At 68.0% G+C, this 25,846-nt stretch carries 28 protein-coding genes, 1 tRNA gene and 1 pseudogene; 20 read left to right on the forward strand and 10 right to left on the reverse strand.

Translation table 11 applies throughout. The features are described 5' to 3' along the window. Window positions 1-6 precede the first annotated feature (6 nt). Window positions 7-1,998: an ATP-dependent DNA helicase gene (locus A5700_RS08190; protein WP_156671136.1), complete on the reverse strand. Its 1,992-nt coding sequence runs from the start codon at window positions 1,996-1,998 to the stop codon at window positions 7-9. A gap of 41 nt (window positions 1,999-2,039) precedes the next feature. Then, on the reverse strand, window positions 2,040-3,356 hold the full coding sequence (locus A5700_RS08195) for a nicotinate phosphoribosyltransferase (protein WP_068073083.1): 1,317 nt from the start codon (window positions 3,354-3,356) through the stop codon (window positions 2,040-2,042). A 67-nt stretch (window positions 3,357-3,423) separates the two neighbouring features. Here A5700_RS08195 and clpS point away from each other — a divergent pair, with 67 nt between their 5' ends. From clpS to rdgB, 8 genes are all read left to right on the forward strand, one after another. Further along, window positions 3,424-3,735, forward strand: coding sequence for an ATP-dependent Clp protease adapter ClpS (clpS, locus tag A5700_RS08200; protein ID WP_068073081.1), 312 nt, complete (start codon window positions 3,424-3,426; stop codon window positions 3,733-3,735). Between the two features lie 6 nt (window positions 3,736-3,741). Beyond that, entirely contained in the window at window positions 3,742-4,323 is a 582-nt protein-coding gene (locus A5700_RS08205; RefSeq protein ID WP_068073079.1) for a DUF2017 domain-containing protein, read from the forward strand. A 13-nt stretch (window positions 4,324-4,336) separates the two neighbouring features. Continuing rightward, window positions 4,337-5,383, forward strand: a complete 1,047-nt coding sequence (locus A5700_RS08210) for a P1 family peptidase (RefSeq protein WP_068073077.1) — start codon at window positions 4,337-4,339, stop codon at window positions 5,381-5,383. A gap of 122 nt (window positions 5,384-5,505) precedes the next feature. Beyond that, complete coding sequence (locus tag A5700_RS08215; RefSeq protein ID WP_156671137.1) at window positions 5,506-6,177, forward strand: rhomboid family intramembrane serine protease; 672 nt, start codon at window positions 5,506-5,508, stop codon at window positions 6,175-6,177. Then, complete coding sequence (gene murI, locus A5700_RS08220; protein ID WP_068073073.1) at window positions 6,174-6,989, forward strand: glutamate racemase; 816 nt, start codon at window positions 6,174-6,176, stop codon at window positions 6,987-6,989. Before A5700_RS08215 ends, murI begins: the two co-directional genes overlap by 4 nt. A 72-nt stretch (window positions 6,990-7,061) precedes the next feature. Next, window positions 7,062-7,844, forward strand: coding sequence for a cyclic nucleotide-degrading phosphodiesterase (locus tag A5700_RS08225; RefSeq protein ID WP_068073071.1), 783 nt, complete (start codon window positions 7,062-7,064; stop codon window positions 7,842-7,844). A gap of 64 nt (window positions 7,845-7,908) precedes the next feature. Further along, the gene (gene rph, locus A5700_RS08230; protein ID WP_068073069.1) at window positions 7,909-8,688 is read left to right on the forward strand and encodes a ribonuclease PH; all 780 of its coding nucleotides are present in this window, start codon (window positions 7,909-7,911) and stop codon (window positions 8,686-8,688) included. Beyond that, window positions 8,685-9,299, forward strand: a complete 615-nt coding sequence (gene rdgB / locus A5700_RS08235) for an RdgB/HAM1 family non-canonical purine NTP pyrophosphatase (RefSeq protein WP_068073068.1) — start codon at window positions 8,685-8,687, stop codon at window positions 9,297-9,299. The genes rph and rdgB overlap by 4 nt, the downstream gene beginning before the upstream one ends. Here the strand turns inward: rdgB and A5700_RS08240 are convergent. Both A5700_RS08240 and A5700_RS08245 read right to left on the reverse strand, forming a co-directional pair. Then, window positions 9,296-9,646 carry a DUF3817 domain-containing protein gene (locus A5700_RS08240; RefSeq protein WP_068073066.1) on the reverse strand — a complete coding sequence of 117 codons (351 nt, stop codon included), beginning with the start codon at window positions 9,644-9,646 and terminating at the stop codon, window positions 9,296-9,298. The two genes, rdgB and A5700_RS08240, sit on opposite strands and share 4 nt — an antisense overlap. Then, window positions 9,643-10,014 carry a hypothetical protein gene (locus A5700_RS08245; protein WP_197502913.1) on the reverse strand — a complete coding sequence of 124 codons (372 nt, stop codon included), beginning with the start codon at window positions 10,012-10,014 and terminating at the stop codon, window positions 9,643-9,645. The genes A5700_RS08240 and A5700_RS08245 overlap by 4 nt, the downstream gene beginning before the upstream one ends. Before the next feature lie 74 nt (window positions 10,015-10,088). Between A5700_RS08245 and A5700_RS08250 the strand changes: the two genes are divergently transcribed. Continuing rightward, a tRNA-Leu gene (locus A5700_RS08250) sits at window positions 10,089-10,172 on the forward strand. A 53-nt stretch (window positions 10,173-10,225) separates the two neighbouring features. Here the strand turns inward: A5700_RS08250 and A5700_RS08255 are convergent. Both A5700_RS08255 and A5700_RS08260 read right to left on the reverse strand, forming a co-directional pair. Next, a complete protein-coding gene (locus A5700_RS08255) occupies window positions 10,226-11,377 on the reverse strand; it encodes a site-specific integrase (RefSeq protein ID WP_082960622.1) in 1,152 nt (383 codons plus the stop codon). Then, window positions 11,364-12,068 carry a transcriptional regulator gene (locus A5700_RS08260; protein ID WP_068073062.1) on the reverse strand — a complete coding sequence of 235 codons (705 nt, stop codon included), beginning with the start codon at window positions 12,066-12,068 and terminating at the stop codon, window positions 11,364-11,366. Before A5700_RS08260 ends, A5700_RS08255 begins: the two co-directional genes overlap by 14 nt. 116 nt (window positions 12,069-12,184) lie before the next feature. Between A5700_RS08260 and A5700_RS08265 the strand changes: the two genes are divergently transcribed. The 10 genes from A5700_RS08265 (at window position 12,185) to A5700_RS08300 (ending at window position 23,406) form a co-directional block, all read left to right on the forward strand. Continuing rightward, window positions 12,185-12,460, forward strand: a complete 276-nt coding sequence (locus tag A5700_RS08265) for a helix-turn-helix domain-containing protein (protein WP_369828247.1) — start codon at window positions 12,185-12,187, stop codon at window positions 12,458-12,460. Then, the gene (locus tag A5700_RS25230) at window positions 12,461-12,853 is read left to right on the forward strand and encodes a DUF2742 domain-containing protein (RefSeq protein WP_082960621.1); all 393 of its coding nucleotides are present in this window, start codon (window positions 12,461-12,463) and stop codon (window positions 12,851-12,853) included. After that, complete coding sequence (locus A5700_RS26915; RefSeq protein ID WP_068073060.1) at window positions 12,850-14,127, forward strand: hypothetical protein; 1,278 nt, start codon at window positions 12,850-12,852, stop codon at window positions 14,125-14,127. The genes A5700_RS25230 and A5700_RS26915 overlap by 4 nt, the downstream gene beginning before the upstream one ends. 226 nt (window positions 14,128-14,353) lie before the next feature. Beyond that, window positions 14,354-14,812, forward strand: coding sequence for a hypothetical protein (locus A5700_RS08275; RefSeq protein ID WP_068073058.1), 459 nt, complete (start codon window positions 14,354-14,356; stop codon window positions 14,810-14,812). Further along, window positions 14,805-15,134 carry a helix-turn-helix domain-containing protein gene (locus A5700_RS26020; RefSeq protein WP_156671139.1) on the forward strand — a complete coding sequence of 110 codons (330 nt, stop codon included), beginning with the start codon at window positions 14,805-14,807 and terminating at the stop codon, window positions 15,132-15,134. Before A5700_RS08275 ends, A5700_RS26020 begins: the two co-directional genes overlap by 8 nt. 166 nt (window positions 15,135-15,300) lie before the next feature. Beyond that, window positions 15,301-15,897, forward strand: coding sequence for a hypothetical protein (locus A5700_RS08280; protein ID WP_068073056.1), 597 nt, complete (start codon window positions 15,301-15,303; stop codon window positions 15,895-15,897). Window positions 15,898-16,131: 234 nt separating this feature from the next. Continuing rightward, a complete protein-coding gene (locus tag A5700_RS08285) occupies window positions 16,132-16,722 on the forward strand; it encodes a hypothetical protein (protein WP_068073054.1) in 591 nt (196 codons plus the stop codon). Window positions 16,723-16,911: 189 nt separating this feature from the next. Further along, on the forward strand, window positions 16,912-21,960 hold the full coding sequence (locus A5700_RS26920; RefSeq protein ID WP_068073052.1) for a hypothetical protein: 5,049 nt from the start codon (window positions 16,912-16,914) through the stop codon (window positions 21,958-21,960). Between the two features lie 769 nt (window positions 21,961-22,729). Further along, entirely contained in the window at window positions 22,730-23,032 is a 303-nt protein-coding gene (locus tag A5700_RS08295) for a hypothetical protein (protein ID WP_068073051.1), read from the forward strand. After that, window positions 23,029-23,406 carry a hypothetical protein gene (locus tag A5700_RS08300; protein WP_068073050.1) on the forward strand — a complete coding sequence of 126 codons (378 nt, stop codon included), beginning with the start codon at window positions 23,029-23,031 and terminating at the stop codon, window positions 23,404-23,406. Before A5700_RS08295 ends, A5700_RS08300 begins: the two co-directional genes overlap by 4 nt. Before the next feature lie 94 nt (window positions 23,407-23,500). On the opposite strand, the gene A5700_RS08305 is transcribed toward A5700_RS08300, so the two are convergent. Both A5700_RS08305 and A5700_RS08310 read right to left on the reverse strand, forming a co-directional pair. Then, complete coding sequence (locus tag A5700_RS08305; RefSeq protein WP_197502910.1) at window positions 23,501-23,770, reverse strand: hypothetical protein; 270 nt, start codon at window positions 23,768-23,770, stop codon at window positions 23,501-23,503. A gap of 31 nt (window positions 23,771-23,801) precedes the next feature. Beyond that, window positions 23,802-24,530, reverse strand: a complete 729-nt coding sequence (locus A5700_RS08310; RefSeq protein ID WP_068073046.1) for a RelA/SpoT domain-containing protein — start codon at window positions 24,528-24,530, stop codon at window positions 23,802-23,804. Window positions 24,531-24,674: 144 nt separating this feature from the next. Between A5700_RS08310 and A5700_RS26025 the strand changes: the two genes are divergently transcribed. Beyond that, complete coding sequence (locus tag A5700_RS26025; protein WP_068073042.1) at window positions 24,675-24,863, forward strand: hypothetical protein; 189 nt, start codon at window positions 24,675-24,677, stop codon at window positions 24,861-24,863. 21 nt (window positions 24,864-24,884) lie between these two features. Here A5700_RS26025 and A5700_RS26030 read toward each other — a convergent pair. Continuing rightward, window positions 24,885-25,070: pseudogene (locus tag A5700_RS26030) on the reverse strand (DNA-binding protein); the annotation flags it as partial. A 406-nt stretch (window positions 25,071-25,476) separates the two neighbouring features. Then, complete coding sequence (locus A5700_RS08330) at window positions 25,477-25,803, reverse strand: hypothetical protein (RefSeq protein WP_068073037.1); 327 nt, start codon at window positions 25,801-25,803, stop codon at window positions 25,477-25,479. Between the last annotated feature and the right edge of the window lie 43 nt (window positions 25,804-25,846).

Raw genomic sequence — 25,846 nt, forward strand, 5'->3', positions numbered from 1 at the left:
AAACCCTCAGGCGGACAAGCCTTCCGACGCGGCGCGCAGCCGTTGCAGCGCGGCCCGGACTTGCTCCGGGTTGGTCGTCTGCCAGAACGGCGGCAGGGACGCGCGCAGGTACTCCCCGTAGCGGGCGGTCACCATCCGGGAATCCAGCACGGCGACCACCCCGCGGTCGGTGACGCGGCGCAGCAGGCGTCCGGACCCCTGCGCCAGCAGCAGCGCGGCGTGGCTCGCCGCGACCGCCATGAAACCGTTGCCACCGCGTGCCGCGACCGCCCGCTGTCGCGCGCCCAGCAGCGGGTCGTCGGGGCGCGGGAACGGAATCCGGTCGATGACCACCAGCGACAACGAGGGGCCCGGGACGTCCACGCCCTGCCACAGCGACAGGGTGCCGAACAGCGAGGTCTGGGGGTCGGCGCTGAACTGCTCGACGAGCGCCGACGTGCTGTCGTCGCCCTGGCACAACACCGGCGTGGCCAGCCGCGCGCGCATGGCTTCCGCGGCCGCGCGGGCGGCCCGCATCGACGAGAACAGGCCCAGGGTGCGCCCGTCGGCGGCCGCGACGAGTTCGGCGATCTCGGCGAGCTGCTCGGCCGAGCCGGTGCCGTCGCGGCCCGGCGGCGGCAGATGCGCGGCCACGTACAGGATGCCGGTCTTGGCGTGCTCGAAGGGGGAGCCGACGTCGAGGCCACGCCACGGAACCTCGACGTCGCCCCCGGTCAGGCCCCAGGCGCCCGCCATCGCCTCGAACGACCCACCGATCGTCAGTGTCGCCGAGGTCAGCACCGTCGTGGACCGCCCGAACACCCGCTCGCGCAGCAGGCCGGCGACCGACAGCGGCGCCACCCGCAGCACCGGGCGGGACGCACCCCGGTTGTCCTCGTGGTCCAGCCAGACCACGTCGGTGCGGTCGGCGATGGCCGGCCCGAACGACGCCAGCACGCGCGCCGCGGTGTCCGAGATCTCGCTCAGTGCCGCGGCCGCTTCGGAGCGTGCGGAGGCGGCCCCGGCGTCGCCGGCGGCGGTGTCGATCGCGGAACGGGCCGCGCTCGCCGCGTCGCGCAGCGACGTCAGGTACGTCGCCAGCTCGTCGCCCAGGTAGTCGATCCGCCCGGGGGCGGCGTCGTGGATCGCCGCGGCGAAGGTGGCCGTTGAGGCCTCCAGCCGCGACAGCAGTTCGGGATCCACCAGCCGGCCCAGGCGCCGGGCCGCGACCCCGAGCGTCGCGGGCGTCAGTTCGGCGGTCGCCACCGAGGTGACCCGGTCCACCAACTCGTGCGCTTCGTCGACCACCAGCAGCGCGTGCTCGGGGAGCACAGCCGACTCGCTGACCGCGTCGATGGCCAACAACGCGTGGTTGGTCACGACGACGTCCGCGCGCCCGGCCTCGGCCCTGGCCCGCTCCGAGAAGCATTCCGTGCCGAACGGGCAGCGCGCCACGCCGACGCATTCCCGCGCGGACACGCTGACCTGCGACCAGGACCGGTCGGGGACGCCCGGCTTCAGGTCGTCGCGGTCACCCGATTCGGTGTTGGCCGCCCAGGCGGTGAGTCGTTGCACGTCGCGGCCCAGCGCCGTGGCCGCCATGGGGTCGAACAGCTCCTCTTGTGGGCGGCCGCCGTCCGCCGGATCATCGCCGCCGCCGTTGTGAATCTTGTTCAAGCACAGGTAGTTTCGTCGCCCCTTGAGCAGGGCGAACGTCGGTCTGCGCGGCAACGCGCCGGCGAGCGCTTCGACGAGCCGCGGCAGGTCGCGGTCGACGAGCTGGCGCTGCAGCGCGATCGTGGCCGTCGACACCACCACGGGGCATTCGTCGTCGAGGGCGCGGGCGACGGCGGGCACCAGGTAGGCCAACGACTTGCCGGTGCCGGTGCCGGCCTGCACCACCAGGTGCTCGCCGGTGTCGAACGCGCGGGCCACCGCGGCGGCCATCTGCTGCTGCCCGCCGCGCTCGCTGCCGCCCAGCGCGGCCACGGCGGCGGCCAGCAACTCGGGCACGGACACGTCGGACGTGGCTTACCCCTTCGCTGCTTGTCAGGCGGTGGCTAGGGCCGGCCGGCCGGGATCTGGGTCGTGGGGATCGCGGGCTCGCCGTGGGAGAGGTTCAGGCCCTCCCACGGCAGGCTGCGCAGCCCGCAAGCTACCAGCTCGCGCGCGGCGGCCAGGTCCGGTTCGGCCACCCGCTGTCCGTCGCGCACCAGGGGCACGGTCAGCACCCGGGACGCGCCGGTGACCTCGGGCCGGCGCCCGGCCGGGTGCACCAGCTCCTCGAGGATGGTGCCGGAGTCGCGGGACAGGCGCAGCGCCTCTTTGCGCCCGCCGTGAGATTCCTTGTGGCTGCTGCGCTTTTGCACCGGCAACCCGTCGACCTCGACCAGCTTGTAGACCATGTTCGCCGTGGGCGCGCCCGAACCGGTCACCAGCGACGTGCCCACGCCGTAACTGTCGACGGGCTCCGCCCCCAACGCGGCGATGGAGAATTCGTCGAGGTCCCCGGAGACCACGATGCGGGTCTGCCCGGCGCCCAGCCCGTCGAGCTGCTCGCGCACCTGGCGGGCCAGCACCCCGAGCTCCCCGGAGTCGATGCGCACCGCCCCCAGCGCCGGGCCCGCGGCCGCGACGGCGTTGGCCACCCCGGTGCTCACGTCGTAGGTGTCCACCAGCAGCGTGGTGCCCGCGCCGAGGGCGTCGACCTGCGCCCGGAACGCGGCGAGTTCGGACGCCTCGGTGGAGTCGTGCGCGGTCGCGTGCAGCATCGTGAACGCGTGCGCGGAGGTGCCCTCGGTGGGTATGCCGTAGCGCCGCTGGGCTTGCAGGTTCGACGTCGCGGCGAAGCCGGCGAGGTAGGCGGCGCGGGCCGCCGCGACGGCCGCCTGCTCGTGCGTCCGCCGCGAGCCCATGTCCATGACGGGGCGTTCGCGGGCCGCGCTGACCATGCGCGCCGCGGCGGAGGCGACCGCCGTGTCGTGGTTGAAGATCGACAGCGCCAGGGTCTCCAGCACCACGCATTCGGCGAACGTCCCGGTCACCGACAGCACGGGGGAGTTGGGAAAGTACAACTCGCCTTCGGCGTACCCGTCGATGTCGCCGGTGAAGCGGAACTCGCGCAGGTAGGCCAGGGTGTCCGGGTCCAGGAACCGGCTCAGCGATTCGCACGCCGCGTCGTCGAAGGTGAAGTGCGGTAACGCTTCGAGCAGTCGCCCGGTGCCGGCGACCACCCCGTAACGGCGGCCGGCGGGTAGCCGCCGCGCGAACAATTCGAAGGTGGTGCGGCGCGTGGCGGTGCCGTCTTTGCGCGCCGCCGCCAGCATCGTCAGCTCGTATCGGTCCGTCAGCAGCCCGGTGACGACGGAGTCAGTCATTCCCTAACGGTATCGGCCGCGCTCGGCGGCTCGGTAACGTTGTCCACCGCTCGGTATCGTGTAGCCCATGGTTGCTGCGTCAGCGCCCACCGAGCCCAAGTCGAAGCCGGGCAGTCAACAGGAGTCGGCTCCGGCGGACGTCACGGCCAGTCCCTGGGTGACGATCGTCTGGGACGACCCGGTCAACCTGATGACCTACGTGACGTATGTCTTCCAGAAGTTGTTCGGCTACAGCGAGCCGCACGCCACCAAGCTGATGTTGCAGGTGCACAACGAGGGCAAGGCGGTGGTGTCCGCCGGTAGCCGGGAGTCCATGGAAGTCGACGTGTCCAAGCTGCATGCGGCCGGATTGTGGGCGACGATGCAGCAGGACCGCTGAGCTGCTGTGCGCAAATGGAAGCGCGTCGACACCGCCACCGGCCCGCAGTTCCGGTCGGCGCTGGCGTCGCACGAGGCCGCCCTGCTCAAGAACCTCGCCACCGCAATGATCGGCCTGCTCGACGAGCGTGAATCCTCAGCTCCCGCAGACGAACTCGAGGAGATCACCGGCATCAAGACCGGCAACGCCGAGCCGCCAAAGGACCCGACGCTGCGTCGCCTGTTGCCGGACTTCTTCCATCCCGACGAGTCCGACCCGTCGGGGCCGGAGGCCGCCCAAAGCCTCAACGCGGCACTGCGCAGCCTGCACGAGCCCGAGATCGTCAACGCCAAACGCGATGCGGCGCAACGCTTGTTGGACACCGTCCCGCCCGAGGGCGGCCGGTTACAGCTGACCGAGGAAGACGCGAACGCCTGGGTGGGGGCCGTCAACGACATTCGGCTCACCCTGGGAGTCATGCTCGACGTCGGGCCCGACGGCCCGGAACGCCTGCCGCCCGATCACCCGCTGGCCGTGCACTTCGACGTCTACCAATGGCTGACCGTCTTGCAGGAGTACCTGGTGCTGGTCCTCATGGGGTCGCGATGACGTCGGCCTGCGGATGAACGCCATCACCGACGTAGGCGGCATTCGCGTCGGCCACCATCACCGGCTCGACCCCGACGCCGCGTTGGGCGCGGGCTGGGCCTGCGGGGTGACCGTCGTGCTGACCCCGCCGGGGACCGTCGGTGCGGTCGATTGCCGCGGTGGCGCCCCCGGCACCCGCGAGACCGATCTGCTCGATCCCGCCAACACCGTGCGATACGTCGACGCGGTGCTGCTGGCCGGCGGCAGCGCCTACGGCCTGGCGGCCGCCGACGGCGTGATGCGCTGGCTCGAGGAACGCGACCGCGGCGTGGCGATGGACGGCGGCGTGGTGCCGATCGTGCCGGCCGCGGTGATCTTCGACCTGCCCGTCGGCGGCTGGGCATGCCGGCCGACCGCCGAGTTCGGCTATCGGGCGTGCGAGGCGGCGCACGGCGGTGACGGGCCGGCGCTGGCCGTCGGAACCGTCGGGGCCGGGGTGGGGGCGCGCGCCGGGGCGCTCAAGGGAGGCGTCGGGACCGCCTCGACGGTGCTGCCGTCCGGCGTCACGGTCGGCGCGCTGGCGGTGGTGAACGCCGCCGGCGAGGTCGTCGACCGGGCCACCGGGTTGCCGTGGATGGCGGACGCGATCGCGCGGTTCGGGCTGCGGCCGCCGCCGGCCGCCGAGCTCGACGCGCTCGCGGCGCTGCCCGGGAAGTCCGGGCCGCGGGCCGACCCGCTCAACACCGTCATCGCGGTGGTGGCCACCGACGCCGCGCTCAGTCCGGCCGCGTGCCGGCGCATCGCGGTCAGCGCGCACGACGGCCTGGCCCGGTCCATTTGGCCGGCCCACACCCCGGTGGACGGCGACACGGTGTTCGCGCTGGCGACGGGGGCGGTCGAGGTGCCCCCGCCCGCGGACGCGCCCGCCGCCTTCTCCCCGGAGACCGCGTTGGTCGCCGCGGTCGGGGCGGCCGCCGCCGACTGCCTGGCGGACGCGGTGCTGGCCGGGGTGCTCGCCGCCGAATCGATCGCCGGCATCCCCACCTACCGCGGCCTGCTGCCCGGCGCGTTCGGCCGGTGAACGGGGCACCGGCGACAGCGCCGGTAGCCTTGACGATGCCGGGGACGCTCTGAAAGGGCAGCTAATGGGTGAGACCGCGTCGCGACGACGCCGAGCGCAGCGCTGACGGAGCGCGGGCGCTCATGAACACGTCGCGGGGACGCACCGGCACCAAGCCTCAGGCGAGGCAGCGGTCTGCCTGGATGGTGGGCGGCGCGACCATCGTCACCTTCGTGGCGCTGCTCTATCTGGTCGAGCTGATCGACCAGCTGACCCGGCACTCGCTGGACGGCAACGGCATCAGGCCGCTCACGGCCGACGGGCTGTGGGGCATCGTGTTCGCCCCGGTGCTGCACGCCAGCTGGCAACACCTGATCGCCAACACCGTCCCGCTGTTGGTCCTGGGATTCCTCATGACGCTGGCCGGGCTGTCCCGGTTCGTGTGGGCCACCGCGATCGTGTGGGTGCTGGGCGGGTTGGGCACCTGGCTGATCGGCGACGTGGGCAGCAGCTGCGGGCCGACCGACCACATCGGGGCCTCGGGGCTGATCTTCGGCTGGCTGAGCTTCCTGCTGGTGTTCGGTGTCTTCGTCCGGCGCGCCTCCAACATCATCGTCGGCGTGCTCGTGTTGTTCGCCTACGGCGGCGTTCTGCTGGGGGCCATGCCGGTGCTCGGCCGCTGCGGCGGAGTGTCCTGGCAGGGCCACCTGTGCGGGGCGATCGCCGGCGTGGCCGCCGCCTACTGGCTGTCCGCGCCGGAGCGCAAAGCGCGGGCCGCGCGCCGGGGCGGTAGCGCGAAGCGGGGCGCGGCGTGAGCGCGCAGCTGGCGCCGATCGGCGTCTTCGACTCGGGTGTCGGGGGCCTGACCGTCGCCCGCGCCATCATCGACCAACTGCCCGACGAGGACATCGTCTACGTCGGCGACACCGGGCACGGGCCGTACGGCCCGCTGAGCATCCCCGAGGTCCGCGGGCACGCGCTGGCCATCGGCGACGACCTGGTGGGCCGCGGCGTCAAGGCGTTGGTGATCGCCTGCAACACCGCGTCCGCGGCCTGCCTGCGCGACGCCCGCGAGCGTTACGACGTGCCCGTCGTCGAGGTGATCCTGCCGGCCGTGCGCCGCGCCGTCGCCACCACCCGCACCGGGCGCATCGGCGTCATCGGCACCCGCGCCACCATCGACTCGCACGCCTACCAGGACGCGTTCGCCGCGGCCCGCGGCGTCGAGATCACCGCCGTCGCCTGCCCGCGCTTCGTCGACTTCGTCGAGCGCGGCGTGACCAGCGGCCGGCAGGTGCTGGGGCTGGCCGAGGGGTACCTCGAGCCGCTGCAACGGGCGCATGTCGACACCCTGGTGCTCGGCTGCACCCATTACCCGTTGCTGTCCGGGCTGATCCAGCTGGCCATGGGCGACAACGTGACGCTGGTGTCCAGCGCCGAGGAAACCGCGAAGGAAGTTCTGCGGGTCCTCACCGAACGAGACCTGCTGCGCCCGCACGACGCAACGCCCGCGACGCGGGTCTTCGAAGCCACCGGTGACCCCGAGGCGTTCACCCGATTGGCGGCCCGATTCCTCGGTCCGGCGGTCACCGGCGTCCAACCCGTTCAGCACGTAGGAATCGACTAAGAACATGCCGAGATTCTCATCACACCAATGCGGCGATGTTTTCGTCATCGCCCTATCGGGCATGGCACAGTAGTGTCCGTGCGAATAACCGTGCTCGGCTGCTCGGGCAGCGTGGTGGGGCCGGATTCGCCTGCGTCGGGATATCTGCTCCGCGCACCGGACACGCCACCCCTCGTCATCGACTTCGGCGGCGGCGTGCTAGGCGCCCTGCAGCGCTACGCCGATCCCGGGTCCGTGCACGTGCTGCTGTCGCACCTGCACGCCGACCACTGCCTCGATCTGCCCGGCCTGTTCGTGTGGCGTCGCTATCACCCGACGCGGCCCGACGGCAAGGCGATGCTCTACGGACCCGGCGACACCTGGTCGCGCCTGGGCGCGGCGTCGTCGCCGTATGGCGGTGAAATCGACGACTGCTCAGACATTTTCGACGTCCGGCATTGGGTGGACGGCGAACCTGTCACGGTCGGCGCGTTGACGGTGCTGCCGCGGACCGTGGCGCACCCGACCGAGTCCTACGGCCTGCGCATCACCGACCCCGACGGGGCCTCCTTCGTCTACAGCGGCGACACCGGCGTCTGCGATCAACTGGTCGAGCTGGCCCGCGACGCCGACGTCTTCCTGTGCGAGGCGTCCTGGACCCACTCGCCCGACCGGCCCCCCGCGCTGCACCTGTCGGGCACCGAGGCGGGCCGCATCGCCGCGCGGGCCGGCGTGCGCGAACTGCTGTTGACCCACATCCCGCCGTGGACGTCGCGCGAGGACGTCATCAGCGAAGCCAAGGCCGAGTTCGACGGTCCCGTGCACGCGGTGGTGTGCGGCGAGACGTTCGACATCCGCCGCTCCGAAAGGGTTTGAGCGGCCCCACCGGGGATGCCCCGCACCGTGGGCCGCGCCCGGACCGCGGGCTAGTGTTGGCGTCGTGACGAGACGCGAAGACGGCCGCCTGGACGACGAGTTGCGCCCGGTCGTCATCACCCGAGGCTTCACCCAAAACCCGGCCGGGTCAGTGCTGATCGAGTTCGGGCACACCAAGGTCCTGTGCACGGCCAGCGTCACCGAGGGCGTGCCGCGCTGGCGCAAGGGGTCGGGCCTGGGCTGGCTGACCGCCGAGTACGCGATGCTGCCCTCGGCCACCCACACCCGCTCCGACCGCGAATCGGTCAAGGGCCGGCTCTCCGGGCGGACCCAGGAGATCAGCCGCCTCATCGGCCGGTCGCTGCGCGCCTGCATCGACCTGCGGGCGCTCGGGGAGAACACCATCGCCGTCGACTGCGACGTCCTGCAGGCCGACGGCGGCACCCGCACCGCGGCCATCACCGGCGCCTTCGTGGCGCTGGCCGACGCGGTGACGTACCTGTCGGCGGCCAACAAGCTGTCCGACCCCCGGCCGTTGTCGTGCGCGATCGCGGCGGTCAGCGTCGGTGTGGTCGACGGCAGGGTCCGCGTCGACCTGCCGTACGAGGAGGACTCCCGCGCCGAGGTCGACATGAACGTCGTCGCCACCGACACCGGAACGCTGGTGGAGGTGCAGGGCACCGGCGAGGGCGCCACGTTCCCGCGCTCGACGCTGGACAAGCTGCTCGACGTGGCGCTGGCGTCGTGTGACACGTTATTCGCCGCCCAGCGCGAGGCCCTCGCGCAGCCGTACCCCGGTGAGCTGCCGGAGCGTGGCGCGCAGCCGAAGGCGTTCGGCAGCTGACCCGGCTCCTCGTCGCCAGCCGCAACCCCAAGAAGCTGGCCGAGCTGCGCCGGGTGCTCGACGCCGCCGGGCTGACGGGCCTGACGCTGGTGTCGCTCGACGACGTGCCGCCGTTCGACGAGGCGCCCGAGACCGGGGCGACGTTCGAGGACAACGCGGTGGCCAAGGCGCGCGACGCCTTCGCCGCGACGGGGTTGCCCAGTGTCGCCGACGATTCGGGGCTGGCGGTGGCGGCGCTGGGCGGGATGCCGGGCGTGCTGTCGGCGCGGTGGTCGGGCCGCCATGGCGACGACGCCGCCAACACCGAACTGCTGTTGGGGCAGCTGCGCGACGTGCCCGACGAGCGGCGCGGCGCGGCCTTCGTGTCCGCCTGCGCGCTGGTGTCCGAGCGCGGCGAGGTGGTGGTGCGCGGCGAGTGGACGGGCAGCGTCGCGCGAGCGCCGCGCGGCGACGGCGGGTTCGGCTACGACCCCGTCTTCCTTCCCGACGCTGCGGGGGGCCGCACCGCCGCCGAGCTCAGCCCGGCCGAGAAGGACGCCGCGTCGCACCGCGGCCGGGCGCTGGCGCTGCTGCTGCCGGCGCTGCGGGACCTGGCCGGCGCGCGCCCCTAGAGCGCGAAGCGGGCCTTCACGTCGCGGGTCTGGAAGTGCTCGACGACGATGCCCACCAACGGAATCGTCCCCGCCAGCAGCACACCGACCGTCTTGAGCAACGGCCAGCGCACCTTGATCGCCAGGTTGAACGCGGTCAGCACGTAGACGAAGTACACCCAGCCGTGCACCACCTCGATCCACCGGATCTCGTGGTGGAACGCCAGGTGCGAGACGATCTCGTAGCACAGCGCGATCAACCACAGCCCCGTCGTCCACGCCATGACCCGGTAGCCCAATAGGGCGGTGCGGATCTTCTCGACGGGGAAGGCGGACGCGGGCGCGCCGGGAGTCTGCGGTGTGGTCATGCGGTGGTCCTGTTCTGTTTTTCGGCGTCTTGTCGGGCGAGCTCGGCGAGGTAGGCGTTGTAGTCCCGCAGGGCGGGATCGTCGGACGGCGGCGGCGCCGGGGTAGGCCGCTCGGGCAGCAGCCCCGCGGGTAGTTCCGTGACGGCCTGTTGGGGCTCCGGCGGCGCCTCTTCGTAGCGCACGAATTTGCGGTAGGCGTAGACGCAGAACCCCGCGAAGAGCGGCCACTGCAACGCGTACCCGAGGTTCTGGAAGCTGCCTGATGTGGACTGGAATCTGGTCCACTGCCACCAGCCCAGCGCCAGGCACCCGCAGGCCGCGACGACGACCAGAGCGATCAACGCGGGCCTGCGGCGATGCTTCTGCACGGCCGGGGTGGACACCCCTCGACGGTACCGTTCAGGGCGCCGCCGGCGAACCGAGCGGTACGATCGCTAGGCCCGCGGGCGTGGCGAAATTGGCATACGCGCCGGCTTTAGGTGCCGGTGCTCGCAAGAGCGTGAGGGTTCGAGTCCCTCCGCCCGCACTGGTGCTGTAGGACCGTTTGCGCTGGTAGATAGCGGTTTTCATGTTTGATGATTAGCCCTGTGGCCGGTCCGTGGCCGGTTTTTGGCCGAAACTTGCGAGTAACTTAGGTGAGTCACAGTTATTTTTTGAGCAGTACCGGGCGTGCAGGCTGACCGCGACAGCGTCGAGGTCGTCGTCGAACAAGTCGGCGTAGGTGTCGAGCGTGATCTTCGCCGACTTGTGGCCCAGCATTCGCTGCAGGGCAAGCACATTCACCCCGGCTGAGACCGCCAGCGACGCGCAGGTGTGCCGCAGATCGTGCGGAGTGATGGCTTGGACCTTGGCGCGCTTGACGGCCGCCTGAAACCATCCGGTCGCCGACTTCGGCCGCTGCAGATAGCCTCCATCGCGGCCCGGGAACACAAGGTCGCCTGGAGCCTTGCCGCTGCATTGCCGCGACAGCTCGTCAAGCACGAACCCGGGCACCGGCACCGACCGGGCTTGCCGCCCCTTCGTCGGGCCCACAGCGTGCCACACGCCTAGCTGGACGGCGTTCGCTGAGACCGTGAGCCGACGCCGCAGGAACTCCACGTCAGCGACGCGTAAACCGATCGCCTCGCCCCACCGCAGCCCGCAGTAGGCCAGCACCATTACCAGCGCCCGGTGCTCGCCGGACTCGTCGGCGAGCCGCTGCACGTCGTCGGCCGACAGGTAAACGTGCCGGCGGGCGGTCTTGCGGGGCAGGTTCTCGATCCCCTTGCACGGGTTGGCCGCCAGCCGCTTACCTTTCACCGCGTCGGCGAGGATGCCCGACAGGACGCCCTGGGCGCGCAGCACCGTTGTTGCGCCGCTACCGTCGCGGCTCATCGCGGCGACCCACGCCTCCACGCCGAGCAGATCGACGTCGGCGACGCTCACCCGACCCCACCGCGGCTCGACGTGGACACGCCACGCCGATTCCAGCGTCCGGTAATGAGACGGCGCCGTGGACTCCTTCTTGCGCGCCAGCCAGTCGGCGGACAGCTCGCCGACTGGGATCCGGCCCAGCGACGGCTTGACGTACTGGCCGGTCAGCTTGTCGACCTCGACGCTGTTGGCCCACTGCTCGGCGTCGCGCTTCGTCTTGAAACCACGCTTCTGCGTTTCGCCGCGACCCGGTGTGCTGTAGCGGACACGGTAAAGCGTTGCCCCGCTGGCAGTTTGGTACTTGCTAATGGTCGCCATCAGCCAACGCCCTTTCGAGTTCCACGCGAAGCTCTCGCGAGACCCGCCCCTTCTTCTGCCTATTGGCGTCTGATCCGGCCCGGCGATCGCGTTCTTCGCTGAAGGTGCTGCGCCATAAAGCGAACGAATGCGCTGCAAGCTCCTTGTCGCTCATCTTGAGCTGTTTGGCCAGCCTGTACTCGGTCAGCCCCGAACGCTGCAGGACATCGGCAACGCCCGCCGCGAACGGCTCCACGTACTCCGTCAACTTGGCCAATCCCTTTGCCGTGGCGCGTATCTCGTCAGGACGAAGCGGCCCGGGGCTGCGCAGACGCGTAAAGCCGTACTTTTTCCGCTGACCGGGCTCCGTGAAGTTCTTGCCGCGGCAGACATCGGCCAGGTGATCGCCTGGTACGTCCAAGGTGTCCGTGAGTTGCACTAGGCCGTTACCGGCCAACAAATCGGCCAGCGTGAAACCGCCAGCGTCGGCTTCGCCCGAATCTGCGGCCGCGAGGTTCAATGCGAGGAGTACAACGAGCACTGTGGCGAAGGTGGGCGCGTAGCGGCCCGCTTCGAAGTCGCCCACCTTGCTTGCGGTCCACCGCAGCCCGAGACCCTTGGTATATCGCGCCAAATCGTCTTGGGTGATGCCGAGCTGGGTGCGGATACGGCGGCAGCTCGCGCCGACTACCCACCCCAACGACTCGCTCACAACACGCACCGTAACGCGAAACCGCGATGCTTGACAAGGAATCACGCGGATGCAATTCTCGGAGCCACATATCACGCGTAATCGCATGACATGAGAGTAGAGAAGGGAACCGCGAAGTGAGCACTCCAGACTCTTCGACCATCGAGGCGGCCGCCAGATCAGCGGCACCCCTGTCCTGCATAGATACCGAGTTGCCGGCGGTGGCCACCCCGGAACAGACGGCGAAATTCATCCAGACCAGCGAGGGCAGCCTCGCGCAGGACCGCTACCGCGGCACGGGCATCCCCTTCGTCAAGATCGGCGGCCGCGTCCGCTACCTACGGCAGGACATCCTCGACTACCTCGCCGCCAACCGGATGCAGCGCACTGACGACCCTAGGGGCGCGGCATAGGTGCTTCAACGAAGAAGCCCGGGCTCAGAGGCCCGGGCACCCTCGACGACGCCAATCGCTGCCGCAGAGTCTACCGCCGGATCATCCAGGCAAGCGGCGTGGTGGCCCTGCCACGAGTTTCTCGAAGCTGTTCTTGCGCAGGCAAATGTCGGACCGCTACCGCACGCGGGAACACCAGCATGGTGTGCTCTGGGCGCAGAAGATCCGCGAAAGCTTCTGGCCCTCGCGGTCGCCGGGGAGCACCACGTTCTGAGGGTCGAAACCGCACAAACCGCGTGCGCCGACGCCAGTCGGGCGATATCCGCGACCGCTGACTGGGCCGCCGTCAGCCGTGAAATCCGCACCCGCACAGAGTTTTCACGGCAGAAGCCCTGGATGAGGCGATCGCGATGACGTACCTCGAAACGAACCTGTACGGCCTCGAGGCACCGCCGCCGGATGAACCATCCAGCGACGACCGCCAGCGCAACGGCGCACAAGCGCAGGAGGCGCCCACCACGTGGGAAGCGATCGACCTCGGACCCTACCTCCGCGGCGAAGTCGATAGACCCCAGCCGAGCATGGGAATCGCCCGCTCCGATGGCACACGGGTCATCTACCCCGGACTCGAACATGTCGTCCTCGGCGAAACAGAGTCGGGCAAAACGTGGTTCGCGGACGCCTGCGTCGCCGCCGAGCTCAGGCAAGGTCGCTACGTCCTGTACGTGCACTACGAGGAGTCCGATCCGACCAGCACGGTAGAACGGCTACTGCTCCTCGGCGCCGACCCCGTCGTCATTGCCGCGCGGCTGCGGTTCGTCGCACCTTCACGGCCCCTGCATAAGGGCTGGCTCGAGCCGCTTCTGGACCCGGCCCCCTCCCTGGCCGTCCACGACGGCGTCAACGAGGCCATGGCGCTGCACGGCGCGGACATCATGGCCGCCGAGGGTGCCTCGCTGTTTCGCCGGCGCCTGATCATGCCCTGCTTGCGGGCTGGTGCGGCGACGCTGGCCTGTGACCACCTGCCCAAGTCAGCGCGGGAAAGCGGGCGCCGCGACGCGGCTTACGGCTCGGTCCACAAGGGCAATGCGATCAACGGCGCGCGGATTCTGCTGGAGAACGTGGAGCCATTCGGCCGCGGCCTCCGCGGCCGCTCCCACGTGTTCATCACCAAGGACCGCCCGGGCAGCTTGCGCGCGCTGGGACGGCCGACGAAAACCCCCGGCACCACGTTCGTGGGCTCGCTGGTGGTCGATGACTCCCAGACATTCGGTCCCGACTTCGTGATGCGGTTCTACGCGCCAAGAGACGACGAATCACAGCCCGTAGAAGACGATCCGGGTGGCGAGCTGGCCAACGCCGTGCACGACGTCATCTGCGCCCTACCCGATCACGAAGTCGGGTCGATGCGGCTGCTCCTCGCCGAACTCCGCAAAGCAGGCCACGGCTTCAGGCACGCCGCTGTCCGGGAAGCCGTCGACGACCTGATCGTGGCGGGTCTCGTCACCGAGATTCAGGGCCCCCGAAACGGGAAACGGTACCGAGCTGCTCCGACCGTTTCCGCGACCGTTTCCCCGAGCGTTTCCCTCTTAGGGAGGGAAACGCGGGAAACGGTCGCACACGGACCGCTGCCCACCGTTTCGGAAACGGTGGGAAACACTCGGAAACAGTCGGAGGGCAAGCAATGAAAGGTCGACCTATCCGGGCCGCATACACCGATACCGGTGCTCTGGACATCAGCTGCGCGCACTGCGGCGCTGAGCCTGGCCAGTGGTGCATGACCGATGACGGTGCTGCGCGCCGCGTCCCCTGCGTCGATCGCGCAACTGCTGGCGTCGGCACTGGAGACGGCAAGGTATACGCCCGCGATTTCTCCGAACCATGCCACCCCGCACCCGACACTGAGGAGACACAGTGACACAGCAAGGCGCCCTCGACGCCCTGAAATTCCTTGCGGCCGAAGGCCACGGGCAGTTGGGCGCCGTGCTCGGCCGCTTGCGCAGTGTTGCCGTCAAGCAAGGTTCCGAGGCGGAGTTGGAGACCGCCATCGACCTGGTTCGGCAATTCCGCGGCCTGGCGGTTGAACTGGCCTCCCGCTTGTGCGCGGACGCTCACGATTTCAACCACTACTCCGATGGCCGCCAAATCCAAACGAGCGTCGAGATCGAACCGGGCTGCCGTTTGGATTACCGCTGGTTCCCGGACCCCGCTGATCCCGCCAACCAGCCGCGGACGCTGGTGGAGCGGCATGTGTGCGCCAACGGTCGGCAGGTGTCCGTAGTGGTCAGTGCGCCGGGGATTCTGGATGTCGTCGGCGCGGACCGGCCACCGATGTTCATTGATGCTCCGGCTGAGGGTGACGCTGATGCGTGACGAGGACGTCACTGCCGCCTTGGCGTGCGCGTCAAAGCTGCTCGACACTTGGCGGCTTCAAGGTATCCCGCTACCTGCATGGCTGGTTCGTCATCATGGCCGCATGCAGGCACTTTCCGCACGCGGAACGCGGAGTGGCACTGGCACAACATCATTGGGTCATGAGCCCGCGCTCAACTCCCAGGACGTCGCGGTGATGCTGAACGTGTCGACGCGGTGGGTACGTAAGCACGCCGACGAGCTCGGTGGCGTGAAGACGGGTCGCGACTGGGTGTTTGATCGTCGCGCGGTGCTCGAGCATGACGAAGGACGTAGGTCGTGATGATGGGAACGATGCCGGCGTTGGAGCTATTCGACGCCGCAGTGCGCGAGCGTGTCCGCTTGATGTCGGCCGAGGAGTTCCAGCTCTTCATCGTCGAGACTCGGCCACCTGACGAGCCACAGCTGCAAAGAACCGCCAAGTAAGCACAACCCAAGGAGAACTCCCGATGCCCACCCTTGACTACGACGAACCGAAGCGCCATGCGGCTGTTATCCAGCAGCGCCTCAACGCGGCAGTGGAGGAGATCCGCGCGAATCGATCCCTGACGCAGGAAGGCAAGCGCCGTGAGTTGGCCTTGGCGACGTTGTCAGCCCGCCGTAGCGCCGATAAGGCACGCCAGGAGCGGGCTGCCGAGCGTGAACAGCAGCTGGCAACAAGCCGTCGGATCGCCTTCGGCAACTTCGCGGGCGACATGACGGCGGCCGACGCGATGTCGGCGCGCGACGCGGCCGACCGGGCGGCCAAGATCACCAACCACGCCGCCGCCAAAGCCGCGTTATCGCAGGCCATCTTGCTCGACGACCAACCGTATGCGAAGGCTATCGCGGCCCACGCGCACAGCCGTGGATGGTCCGACGTCACCAACACCTACGGCCAAGAGTTCGGCGTGCAAAGCTTCATCGACGACCTCAACAACATCCCGAGCGGCCCCCGCACGGACGCAGCCGATGCCATCATCTGGCGCGTCGCGCCGCCCGACGAGCTCCGCCACTACAGCAACGAGGCCCTGCAGCAACTCGCGGACTCGAAGGTCGGCGAGTAAGGCCGAGATGGTTCCCACAAGCAGCGCGCTCCCCAGGGCATGGGCCGAAGTTTCGGCGGCTCTCCTTTCGCCCCATGGCGACTTCGGTCGGGGATGTTGCGCGTCAGCCCGCCGCGGCGCCGGAAGTCATGCCGCCCCGGCGCTGCGGCGGGCGCACCGGGTGCCCGGGGCGGTCAAAGGGAAGGCACGCCCTGGGCATTCGGGTTCACGCCGACACGGGTTGGAGGACGGCTAGTGACGGCGACTAACGGGCGCACCTTCACGCAGGCGCAGCTCAACTCCTACCTCGCACAAGAACGGCGCCGGGTCGAAGCCAGGTACGCGGACTACGACGACTTGAAGGCCAGAGTCGACCAGTTCGATGCGCTGCTCGCGACGGCATCCGCCGGCGACGACTCCCACACCACCGGCACCGAGGACGAGAGGGGCAGTGGCTCAGCGCATACCCCGCCCGTCGTGTCGGCGCCCAATGATGCTGAAGACGATGCGCTGGCCGCTTCGGTTGCGCCCAAGGGTGATTCGCAAGGAAACTCTTCAGAAGCGTCTCATCAGGACGGCACCCTCGAGGCCGACAACCAGAGCTTGAAGACGCAGCTCCTGCGTCAGCAGATTAGTGCCAAGGCTCACCTTGACCCGGACCTGTGGGACCGAGTCACGGGAAGCACCGCCGATGAGATCGCGGCCGACGTCGCGACCCTTGTCGGAAAGTTCGGTGCCCACACCTCGCGTCCCCCGCGGAGCCTCCAGTCGGGTGCATCGGTTCGTGACTTCTCCACGCCGAAAGAACGTGCGGTCGCTGCGCTGCGGGGAATGGGTAGGGCGTGATGGCGGAGGGAGGCGGGTCCGATCACTGATTACAACCTGGGCACCGCGCGCGGAAAGCTCGAGATCGACTACGAAGACAGCGGCATCAGCAAGGCGATCGTCGACCTCGACAAGGCCACCGGCTCGGCGGGGAAGCTCGAAGACCAGCTGACCGAGACCAACAAGGCGCTCGGCGACACCGACAAGCAGATGCGGCAGTCGGGCACCGCGGCGCAGGGTTACGAGCAACGTCTGCGCGACGTGCAACGCACCGGCGCCGAGGTCAACCAGGCCGAGAAGGCGTACAACGCGACCCTGCTCGACACGCGGGCATCGCTGCGCGACGTCCAGGTGGCGCACGAGCGGGTCACCGAGGCCAAGAAGCAGCACGCCGCGGCGACCAACGCGGAGCGCGACGCGTCGCGGGCGCTGAGCAATGAGCTGAACGTCGGCGGCCGCGTCATGCGCTCGCTGAGCGGCATCATCCCGGCGCTCGAGCGCAACATCACCCGCCTGTCCACGGTGCAAGAAGACGCCGAACGCAAGTCGACCGCGCTGGCCCGCGGACTGACCGGCGTCGCGAAAGTCCTCACCGTGCTCGGCCCCGAGGCCGAAGGTGTCGCTGGCGGACTCGAATTGGCCGCCAAGGGATTCGACGGTATCAGCAGGAGCGCATCAGCCGGATCGCAGCACGTCCGGAACTTCATCCGCGACATCGCGGGATTCGAGGCCGCGTTCGCCAAGATCGGCGGCATGACGCTGGCGCTGCCGTCACTCGGCGGCCTGGCCGGGCTTGCCGGCGCAGCTGGTGTCCAAGGCATCATCGAGGTCGCCGACGCGGTGCGGCAACTCTCCGGTGGTCTCGGACTGCTGCCCAGCGTGATAGCTGGCGTCGGATTCTCCATGGGCACACTGAAGCTCGCATTCCACGGGGTCAGTGACGCGCTCAAGGACATGATGAGCGACGACCCGAAGAAGTTCCTGCAGGACATCGCGGAGATGGGTCCGGCGGCCGCGCACACCATGCTGCAGATCGCCAACTTCCGCGACATGTTCAAGCTCGCCGGGGGCGCGGTACAGGACTCGTTCTTCACGAAGGTGATGAATGACGTTGCGCCGCTTATCCAAACGTGGCTTCCGGCGCTGACTGCAGCGATGTCACGCGTCGCCGGGATCTTCGGTGAGGCCGCCGACATCTTGGCCAAGGGCTTCATGACGCCGCAGGCGATGGCCGACTTCCAGATGTTCGTCGACAACATCAGCAAGGGCCTGCAGGCAATGATGCCGGCGATGCAGCCGCTCCTGGACATCTTCACCACCCTGACCGTCGTCGGCTCCGGCTTCTTCCAGGAGATCGGCCAAGACATCACCCGCATCCTCGGATTCTTCGACCAGGTGGTGCAAGGCGCAGCGCAGAGCGGCGCGCTGCAGCAGTGGATCCAGACCGCTATCAACGCATTTGACCACCTGGTGAACATCGCCTACTCGTTCGGTGCGTCGTTCAACAGCATCATGAGCATCGCCGACAAGTTCGGTGGCGGCGGCCTTCTCGGCTTCCTCGACAAGATCACCGCCCAGCTCAACGGCTGGACCCAGTCGGAGCAGGGACAGAAGGCGCTGGCCGACTTCTTCAGCACGCTGCGCACCGCCACGGATGCGTTCACGCCGATGCTCAAGCCACTCTTGGACGGATTGGTCGCTCTCAGTTCGGCTTTCGTCAATCTGGGTGTCGCGACTGCGCCGGGCTGGCAGACGGTGTTCAACACGTTTGCCTCGACTATGCAGGCGCTCGGCCCGTCGATCGTCGGGATGGCGCCGGCCATCAATTCGTTCCTCACCGGCATGTCTACGGCGTTCGCCCAGCTGATGGCCACCATCGGGCCGCAACTGCCGCAGATCTTCCAAGACCTCGCGAACGCGTTCGTCGCGCTGCTGCCGCAGTTGCAGCCGCTGGTGCAGGCGTTCTTGGACCTCGTCGAGCACGTCGGCCCGCAGCTCCCGAAGTTCTTCGGGGCGATCACGTCCTTGATTCAGGCGACCCAACCGTATTGGCCGATCATCATCGGCTTCGTCCGTGACTTCGTTTCAATCCTGACGTGGTTCACCAGTTCCGGTGCGTCCGTTATCAACTGGTTCACTGGCTTCCTCGAGAACGTGAAGAAGTGGGTATCGGACGTTCCGGGCGCGTTGACCGGAATCGGCAACGCCATCAGCAACTTCTTCACCGACCTGCCGAATAAGGCGCTGCAGTGGGGTAAGAACCTCATCAGCAACTTCATCAAGGGCATCACCGACATGTCGGGTACCCAGCTGCTGACTGGCGCTCTGACGGGAATCAGTGGGCTCGTCACGCAGTTCCTGTCGACGAACTCGCCCGCCGATCGCGGTCCGCTGCATGACGTTTCGCCCAACCAGATGGGCGCGAACCTCACCAAGAACTTCGCGGCGGGCATGGCGTCGGCGCAGCCGAGCGTCCAGGCGGCCGCGCACGCCACCGCGGATTCGGTCGTCGGTGAGCTCAGCGCCGGGACTGCGGGGGCGGGCACGGCAGGCGCGGCCGCGGCGTCCGGTGCTGGCGGTGGGGCGCCGGCGGCAGGCGGAGCGGGATCTGAGGGCGGCGCTCTGCTGCCGAACAACATCGCCCACGCCAACGTCAGCATTCTCGACAAGTACCTGACGCACGAACCGTCGAAGAACCGCGGTCTGGCCGGACTGGCCACCGATCTCGGTGCCATGCTGCAGGCGGTCCAGAGCGGAACGAACCTGCTCTTCCAGAACCTCGCGCAACCACTCGGTCAAGTGATGGGCATGATCCCCAGCCTCAAGACACCGACGTGGCGCAAGCTGAGCCCGCAGCAGCTCTCGGAGCAGCAGCAGGAGGAGCTGCAGCGAAAGGCGTTGTCGCAAGGCCCATCGTGGAACGACGTGCTTGGTAACAGCGGCACGAACCCGGGCACGCACACCGCGATCGGGCCGGACGGCACAAAGCCGCTGACGGCCACCTCGACCGTCGAAGACAAGCAACTCGCGATCATTGCCAAGGGCAAGTCGCTCGGTCTGTCCGACCAAGAGATCCAGGGCATCCTCGGCATCGCTCAGGAGGAGAGCGGATTCTCGAACGTCGGTTTCATGGGCTTCGGCCCGGAGGCCAAGGCGCAGGGCATCGACATCGACAAAGATCCGCAGGCCGCGATCGACCTGTTCTTCAAGAACTACATGGCCGGCGGCCTCGGCTCTGGCGGCCCGACCAAGTCGCAGGTGGTCGGCCCGGGCGGCACGATCACCGACCAGCAGGGATTCATCAACTTCCTGTGGCACCGGATGCAAGGCGCCGCGGACCCGAGCTACGGAGACAAGCTCGCCAAGGCGATCGCTGACCAGACCAAGGTCTACCCCGCGTTGCTCGACAAGTTCGGCAAGCCCACGTGGGCGTCGACAACCGGCGCCGCGGCGCCTGGTGACATTCCTACGGCCGGCGCACCGGCCGCGGGGCCCGCACCGAGCACGCCGCCGATCACGTTGCCTCCTGGCGTGCGTATTGGCCGCGACGGCTCGCTGTCGTACCCCGAAGGCACCGTGTTGCCTCCCGGCACGCCGCAACGGTTCCCGGCCGGGGCCACCGTCGGCCCGGACGGCAAGGTCGCGCTTCCACCGGTGCCCGCCGCTGGCAGTAGCGGCGGCGGAGCGACGCCCAGCTTCCCGCCGCGCGTTCAGATCGACGGCCAGCCGGTACCGCCCGCCGCGCCCGGCGCCTCGCCTGCCTCTGCTCCCGGCGCGCCCGGTGGATATGCCGGCGACGCGGCGTTGCTCGCCAATGTGCCGTCGGGCATCTACTTGCAGACGCAGGCTGCGGACCTCGCCAAGGGCATTGGCGACTGCTCCAGCGCCGTCGAAGACCTGATCAACATGATGGACGGCGCGTCGACCGCTGGCCGGCAGATGGCGACGAGCAACGCAGCGCAGTGGCTGACGTCGCGCGGTTTCATGCCGACTAACGCGCTGGTACCCGGCGCGTTCAACGTCGGCTTCAACGACCACCACATGCAGGCCACGTTGCCCGGTGGAACGCCGTTCAACTGGGGGAGCGACGAAGCGGCGGCCGCTCGCGGCATCGGCGGCACCGGAGCCTTCGACCCAGCGTTCACCCAACACTTCTACCGCCCGGTCACAGGCTCACCCGGCGCTCCGATTGATCCCACACAGGCCCAAGCCGCCGGCGCCGGGGGAGCCCAGCCCGGCCAGACGCCGTACCCGGACGTCAACAACGCGCTCAAGGTGCTGCAGGACAACACCGGGCAGAACAAGACGATCAACGACAAGCTCCTCAACGCCTACCTCGCCGGGAACCCGGCGCTGGCATCGCAGATCGACGCCGCGAAGACGCCAGGCGCATCCGACCAAACGGTGCTGTCGACGCTCAACAGCATCTCGACCACGATCACGGGCCTCAAGACGCAAGACGCGATCGGCAACAAGAACACCATCGACGCCTTGACCAGCGCGCAGAACCAGATCGCCCAGCAGCAGGGCTACACGCAAGACCAAAGCCCGGCGCAGATGTTCAGCTCCATCGCCGGCAGCGCATCCCAAATCGCCAGCAGCATCATCCAAGCCATCCAAGGCGGCCTCGACTCGCTCACCGCGACACAAGACATCGCCGACCGCCTCGTCTACGGCGTCCGCAACACCGAAGACATCAACAAGCTGATCGACGACGTCCAGAAATACATCACCGAGGCCGCCAACATCGCCAACGCCGTCGGAGCCGTCATATCGGCAGTCGGCGCAATCGGAGGCGCCTCAGGCGGCATGGACATGGGCGCCAGCGCAGCCGTCTCCTCCGCAGGCCAAATCGCCCAACTAATCGGCAGCATCCTCCAAGGCGTCAACGCCGCCATCGACTTCGGCCAAGAGGTCTACCACCTCATCGGAAGCTACGTCGGCCGCTGGCTCACCGACATCGAGGGCGCCGCAGGTGCCAACCTCATGGGCAACGTCCACCTGCAGCTCGACAAGAACACCAACCAGCTGATCGCTTACAGCGACGACAATCCCGAGAACAAGGACACCTTCAACGTGCCGAAGGGCCTGTACCCGACCTACGACAGCGGATCGGGATCCGAGCCGAACCCGCAAGTCAACGCGCAGTACAACCTCTACGCCGGCCCCGGAACGTCACCGGCTCAAATGTTCAGTGCCGCAACGTGGATGGTCGCGACGAACGGCACCTCTGGTGCCCTGGCAGCGAGCAACTTCTGATGCAGCACGCCGAGCGCCACCACGCAATGCCGCAGACTAGCCCTCTATCGTCGCAAAAACGCTGTAGATGGCAGCCGGAGGCGGCGCGGCACCCAATAAGTCCCACAACTTCAGAATCACAACAGCAGTCCCGTTCAGCAGTCGAAGATAATCATTCAGGTGCGCTGGAGTGGCAAGCGATCGTAGGCGGCCCGCTAGCGCGGGAGCGACCCCGGCGACGACTGCAACCGCCTTACTGGAGTCCGAACGGTCGAGCGCAGCAAGCTGCTGGAGGTCCGGCTGGGTTAAGGCCGGATAGATCGACGGGAGGTCCGCTGCGAAGACTGAGGCTGCGGGACTGGGCTGGTTCACTGGCACGGATTCCGTTCATACGAGAAACTGACGGTGCGCGACTGCGCAACCCTCGAGCCTACCGACGCACCGCGACGACCGCCCGCAGAAGCACTCAGATCGCGAAGGCAGGCCCACCAAGCCGGAATCAGCCACCGCGAGCTATTGGCGCCGTGGCGACCGCGCGTCGAAGGCTTTCTTCCATCGCCGCTGCGTGTGCGGCACACCCTGGGGGGGTAGTCCCGCACGCCTACATGGCCTCGCCGGTTGGCATAGCGTCTCGGCCTCCGTCGCATGCGATGAAAATTTTCGGCAACGCGGCGACTCGGCCGTCGACGAACGGGCGGGGTTGATGGCTGGATCTGAACAGGTCAAACGGCGGCGTCGGCGTCGCAAGCCGAAGGCAGGTCAACAGCTTCGGTATCGGTTGAATGCGGCATTGGAGCACGCCCGCGAGGAACTCCGAGAGCCGTTTCTCGAGCTCACCGAGCGGGAACTCGAGGCCGTCGATCGGGCGTGTGCTTCGGCCGACAGGGCTGAAGAGCTGCGCTGGGTCTACGACGAAGAGCTCGTCGGCGAGCGACGCCCGTCAATCCTGACGAAGCTCAGCAGCGAGATCCGGTTGTGCGACCGTCAGGTGGTCGACCTGGTGTCGCGCGTCCAGTTCGGTGTCGGTCAAGCCAAAAGCGCGCGGCACGCCTATTCAGCAAACCAGCGGTGGCACCGAGATGGGAGCGCATGATGGCCAGGATCGGCACACCGAGGGTCGATTCGGCGGGTGTGTACGCCGCGCTGCGGCACCACTTCGAGGCGGACTTGCGCCTATGGGAGGCGAACGGCAGTCGCACGAATCGTCAGGGTGTTCCGTTCCCTCGGCAGCGGATCCTCGACGGCTTGCGGGCCGGCGAGACGGTCAATGTGCCGTTCGGCGCTCTGCCTTCGGCCGTCCGGTTCGCGGCACCGACACGCAAGGGGAGGCTAGGGCTTGCGACGATCTACCCGCCACGGGCGATTGTGACTCCACTTGACAGAATCTCGTGGTCGGACGACGACGCTGGACGGCTTTGGCTCGAGGAGAACGGCGAAGTCGACGTCACCGACTACCGCGACCTCTGACGCTGGAAGGTTAGAGGTCGAAGTTCGCGAACCACGACAGCCGAATGAGGGTTACGCCGGGCGCCATCTGCGGTGGTCTCGACCTGCGCAGGCCCTAAACCGTCTGCGGGTCGCGGAGGAACTCCGAGAAGATTGAGCTCTCGGATGGGTTGAAGTAGTGGCCGTGCGTCTTCATTACCGTCGCGATGCTGTCGGCGCCGATAAGGACGATTTCGAAGCGGTCCAGATGCGGTCGGTACTGCTTCTCGGCTGCGTTGTACGCGGCGATCGCTTCATCGCTGTTTACGTAGTCCATCTGGTGAATCAGCCGACCCTCATCGAAGCTGAAAACGAGTAGGAAGTACACCGCGTCGCCTCTAGCCACAACATCCCCTATCTGACCTGCTCACTTGATTCTACCCGCTGTAGTAGCCCTGACTGATCACTGCACGGCGCGCAGCCTCGACCCTCGCAAGTAGCTCTGAGGATACGGGTAACCGATATTCACGTCGGTAAATCAAATCACCGGTGGCCGCGAAGTATTCCAACATCTCCACAGGCGCCTCCCCATCCTTGAGGTTCACCCCCCGATGTCCGAGCCGGGCATCCGCTGCCTCTGCAGCCTCGGCCCACTGCTGTTGGCCCCGCGTACGCAACTGAACTTCAATCGCTCGGTCATCGCGAATGACTACAAAGTGCACCGCGCGGTAGCCGATTTCCTTGGGAGAGGTGATGTAGTCACGCGGTTCGCGCCGGAATTGCTGTTTCCAGTTCTTCTCGACACGTCGGCGAACTCGATTCAGCTCGTCGCCGTCCCTCAAAATCGCACGGACCCCGCCGATGTCTTCCAGCCTCGCCAGCATCGTTGTGCCAGTCGGTGAGCCGACCGTGCGCTGGAGCTTCCGAATGATTCGTGGTACCCGTTTCAGACGCTGGCCGATCACGTCGTCCGCGATCTCTGTTCTGACCATGCTGGTCAATCCGTTTCGTACCTTGAGCAGCGGATACGCGTGCGCTTCCCGAAAGCTGTGGATGACGTGCAGCGCCTCGTCGATGGCGGCGTCTGAGACGTCAGCATCCTCGTACGCGTAGCGGCGGACCAGTTCCCCGCACCTGTTGAGCTTGTTCTTGCTCACCTCCACCACGCGCTGACTCTACGGCGGGAAAGGTGGTCTCTCCAACTATTCCTCTGGTCTCTGTATCACCGATCTTCGCGACGCGGGCCAGGGAACGACTCTCCTACCAGATTCGGTCACGTGACAGGGGATTGGCGGCTACCGTCCGTAAGCATGTCTGGGGAGAACATCAGGGACCTTATAGCCGGCACGGCAGAGACATTGCTGCATGCGATCAAGGCGAGCGCCGGGGAGTACACCACCCCGGCGAACCTTGAGCAGCTTGCGAACGCTTATGCGACGGTGGTGGGCGCCGCCCCAAAGCCGCCGCCGGCGGCGCCGCGCGCTGCCGTGGTGCGGTAGACCCCGGCGGCCTTGTTACTGCATCTCCATGGCGCCAGGGTTCTTCTCGCGGGCCCGCGCCAGCCGCACCGACTCGGCCGCCATCTGCTCAACCCGTTCGTCGGTGAGACGCTCACCGTTGACGTACACCGCTTCCTGCTCGAGGTCGACGTCGTCAACCTCGACGTCGTCGCCAATCACGTACGCGCTCGGATCCTTCGCGGTCATCGGTTCTGATCACCCCCGACTCCATAATGGCTCGGTCTTCGACCAATGATCGGCCGCGCACCGGCTTCGGCTTTTTCGGGGCAATCCGAAAAAGACTGGTGGCGCGGTGAACTGCCTTTTTAGGGTCAACCCTGAGAAGTGCTTCGCCATCAGTGCTCGGTGTTCCCAGTCGGCCCTGGCGGCGATGGCCGCGCGCTGGCGCATCCTGCGGTCGACGACCACGGCGCAGGCGACGACGAGCACCGGCACGAAGAACCACGGGTACGCCAGGATTACGCCGACCACGGTGTAGAGCGAGGGTAGGCCGATGAAGGCGCCGACGCATACTGCTGCAGCTGGGTGTCGATCCGCCCAGGCGGCCCTTATGGACCGCCTGGGCGCGTAGCCGCACCGCTGGCAGGGGTGGCTAGCCATCGCTGTGGCCGTCGGCTTCGGCTTCGTTGACCGCGGCGAGGATCGCCTCGCCGAGTGCTCGAGCCTGCTCCAACGTGAGCGGATGGTCGGCGTGCGTCCGATGGACGAGCACCTCGCGTTGCACGGTGCCGTCCTGTTGTTGGGTACCGGCGATCACTACATCGATTTCCGAACACGCGGCGACCGTGCGAATGGTGCCGGTGAAGTAGCGCGAGGGCTGATTGTCTCCGGTCCGAGTGGGAGGCTCCCACTCGTTTACTTCGGCCGCGCCGGCAGGCAGCGGATAGTTCGGGCGCGGGGTGGTGGTGGTGGTGATCATGGTCTGTTCCTTTCGAGGGCTGGATGAGGGATGAACGGGTCGG

Origin of the sequence: Mycobacterium sp. E1214, from assembly GCF_001666755.1 — a bacterium.
GTDB lineage: Bacteria > Actinomycetota > Actinomycetes > Mycobacteriales > Mycobacteriaceae > Mycobacterium.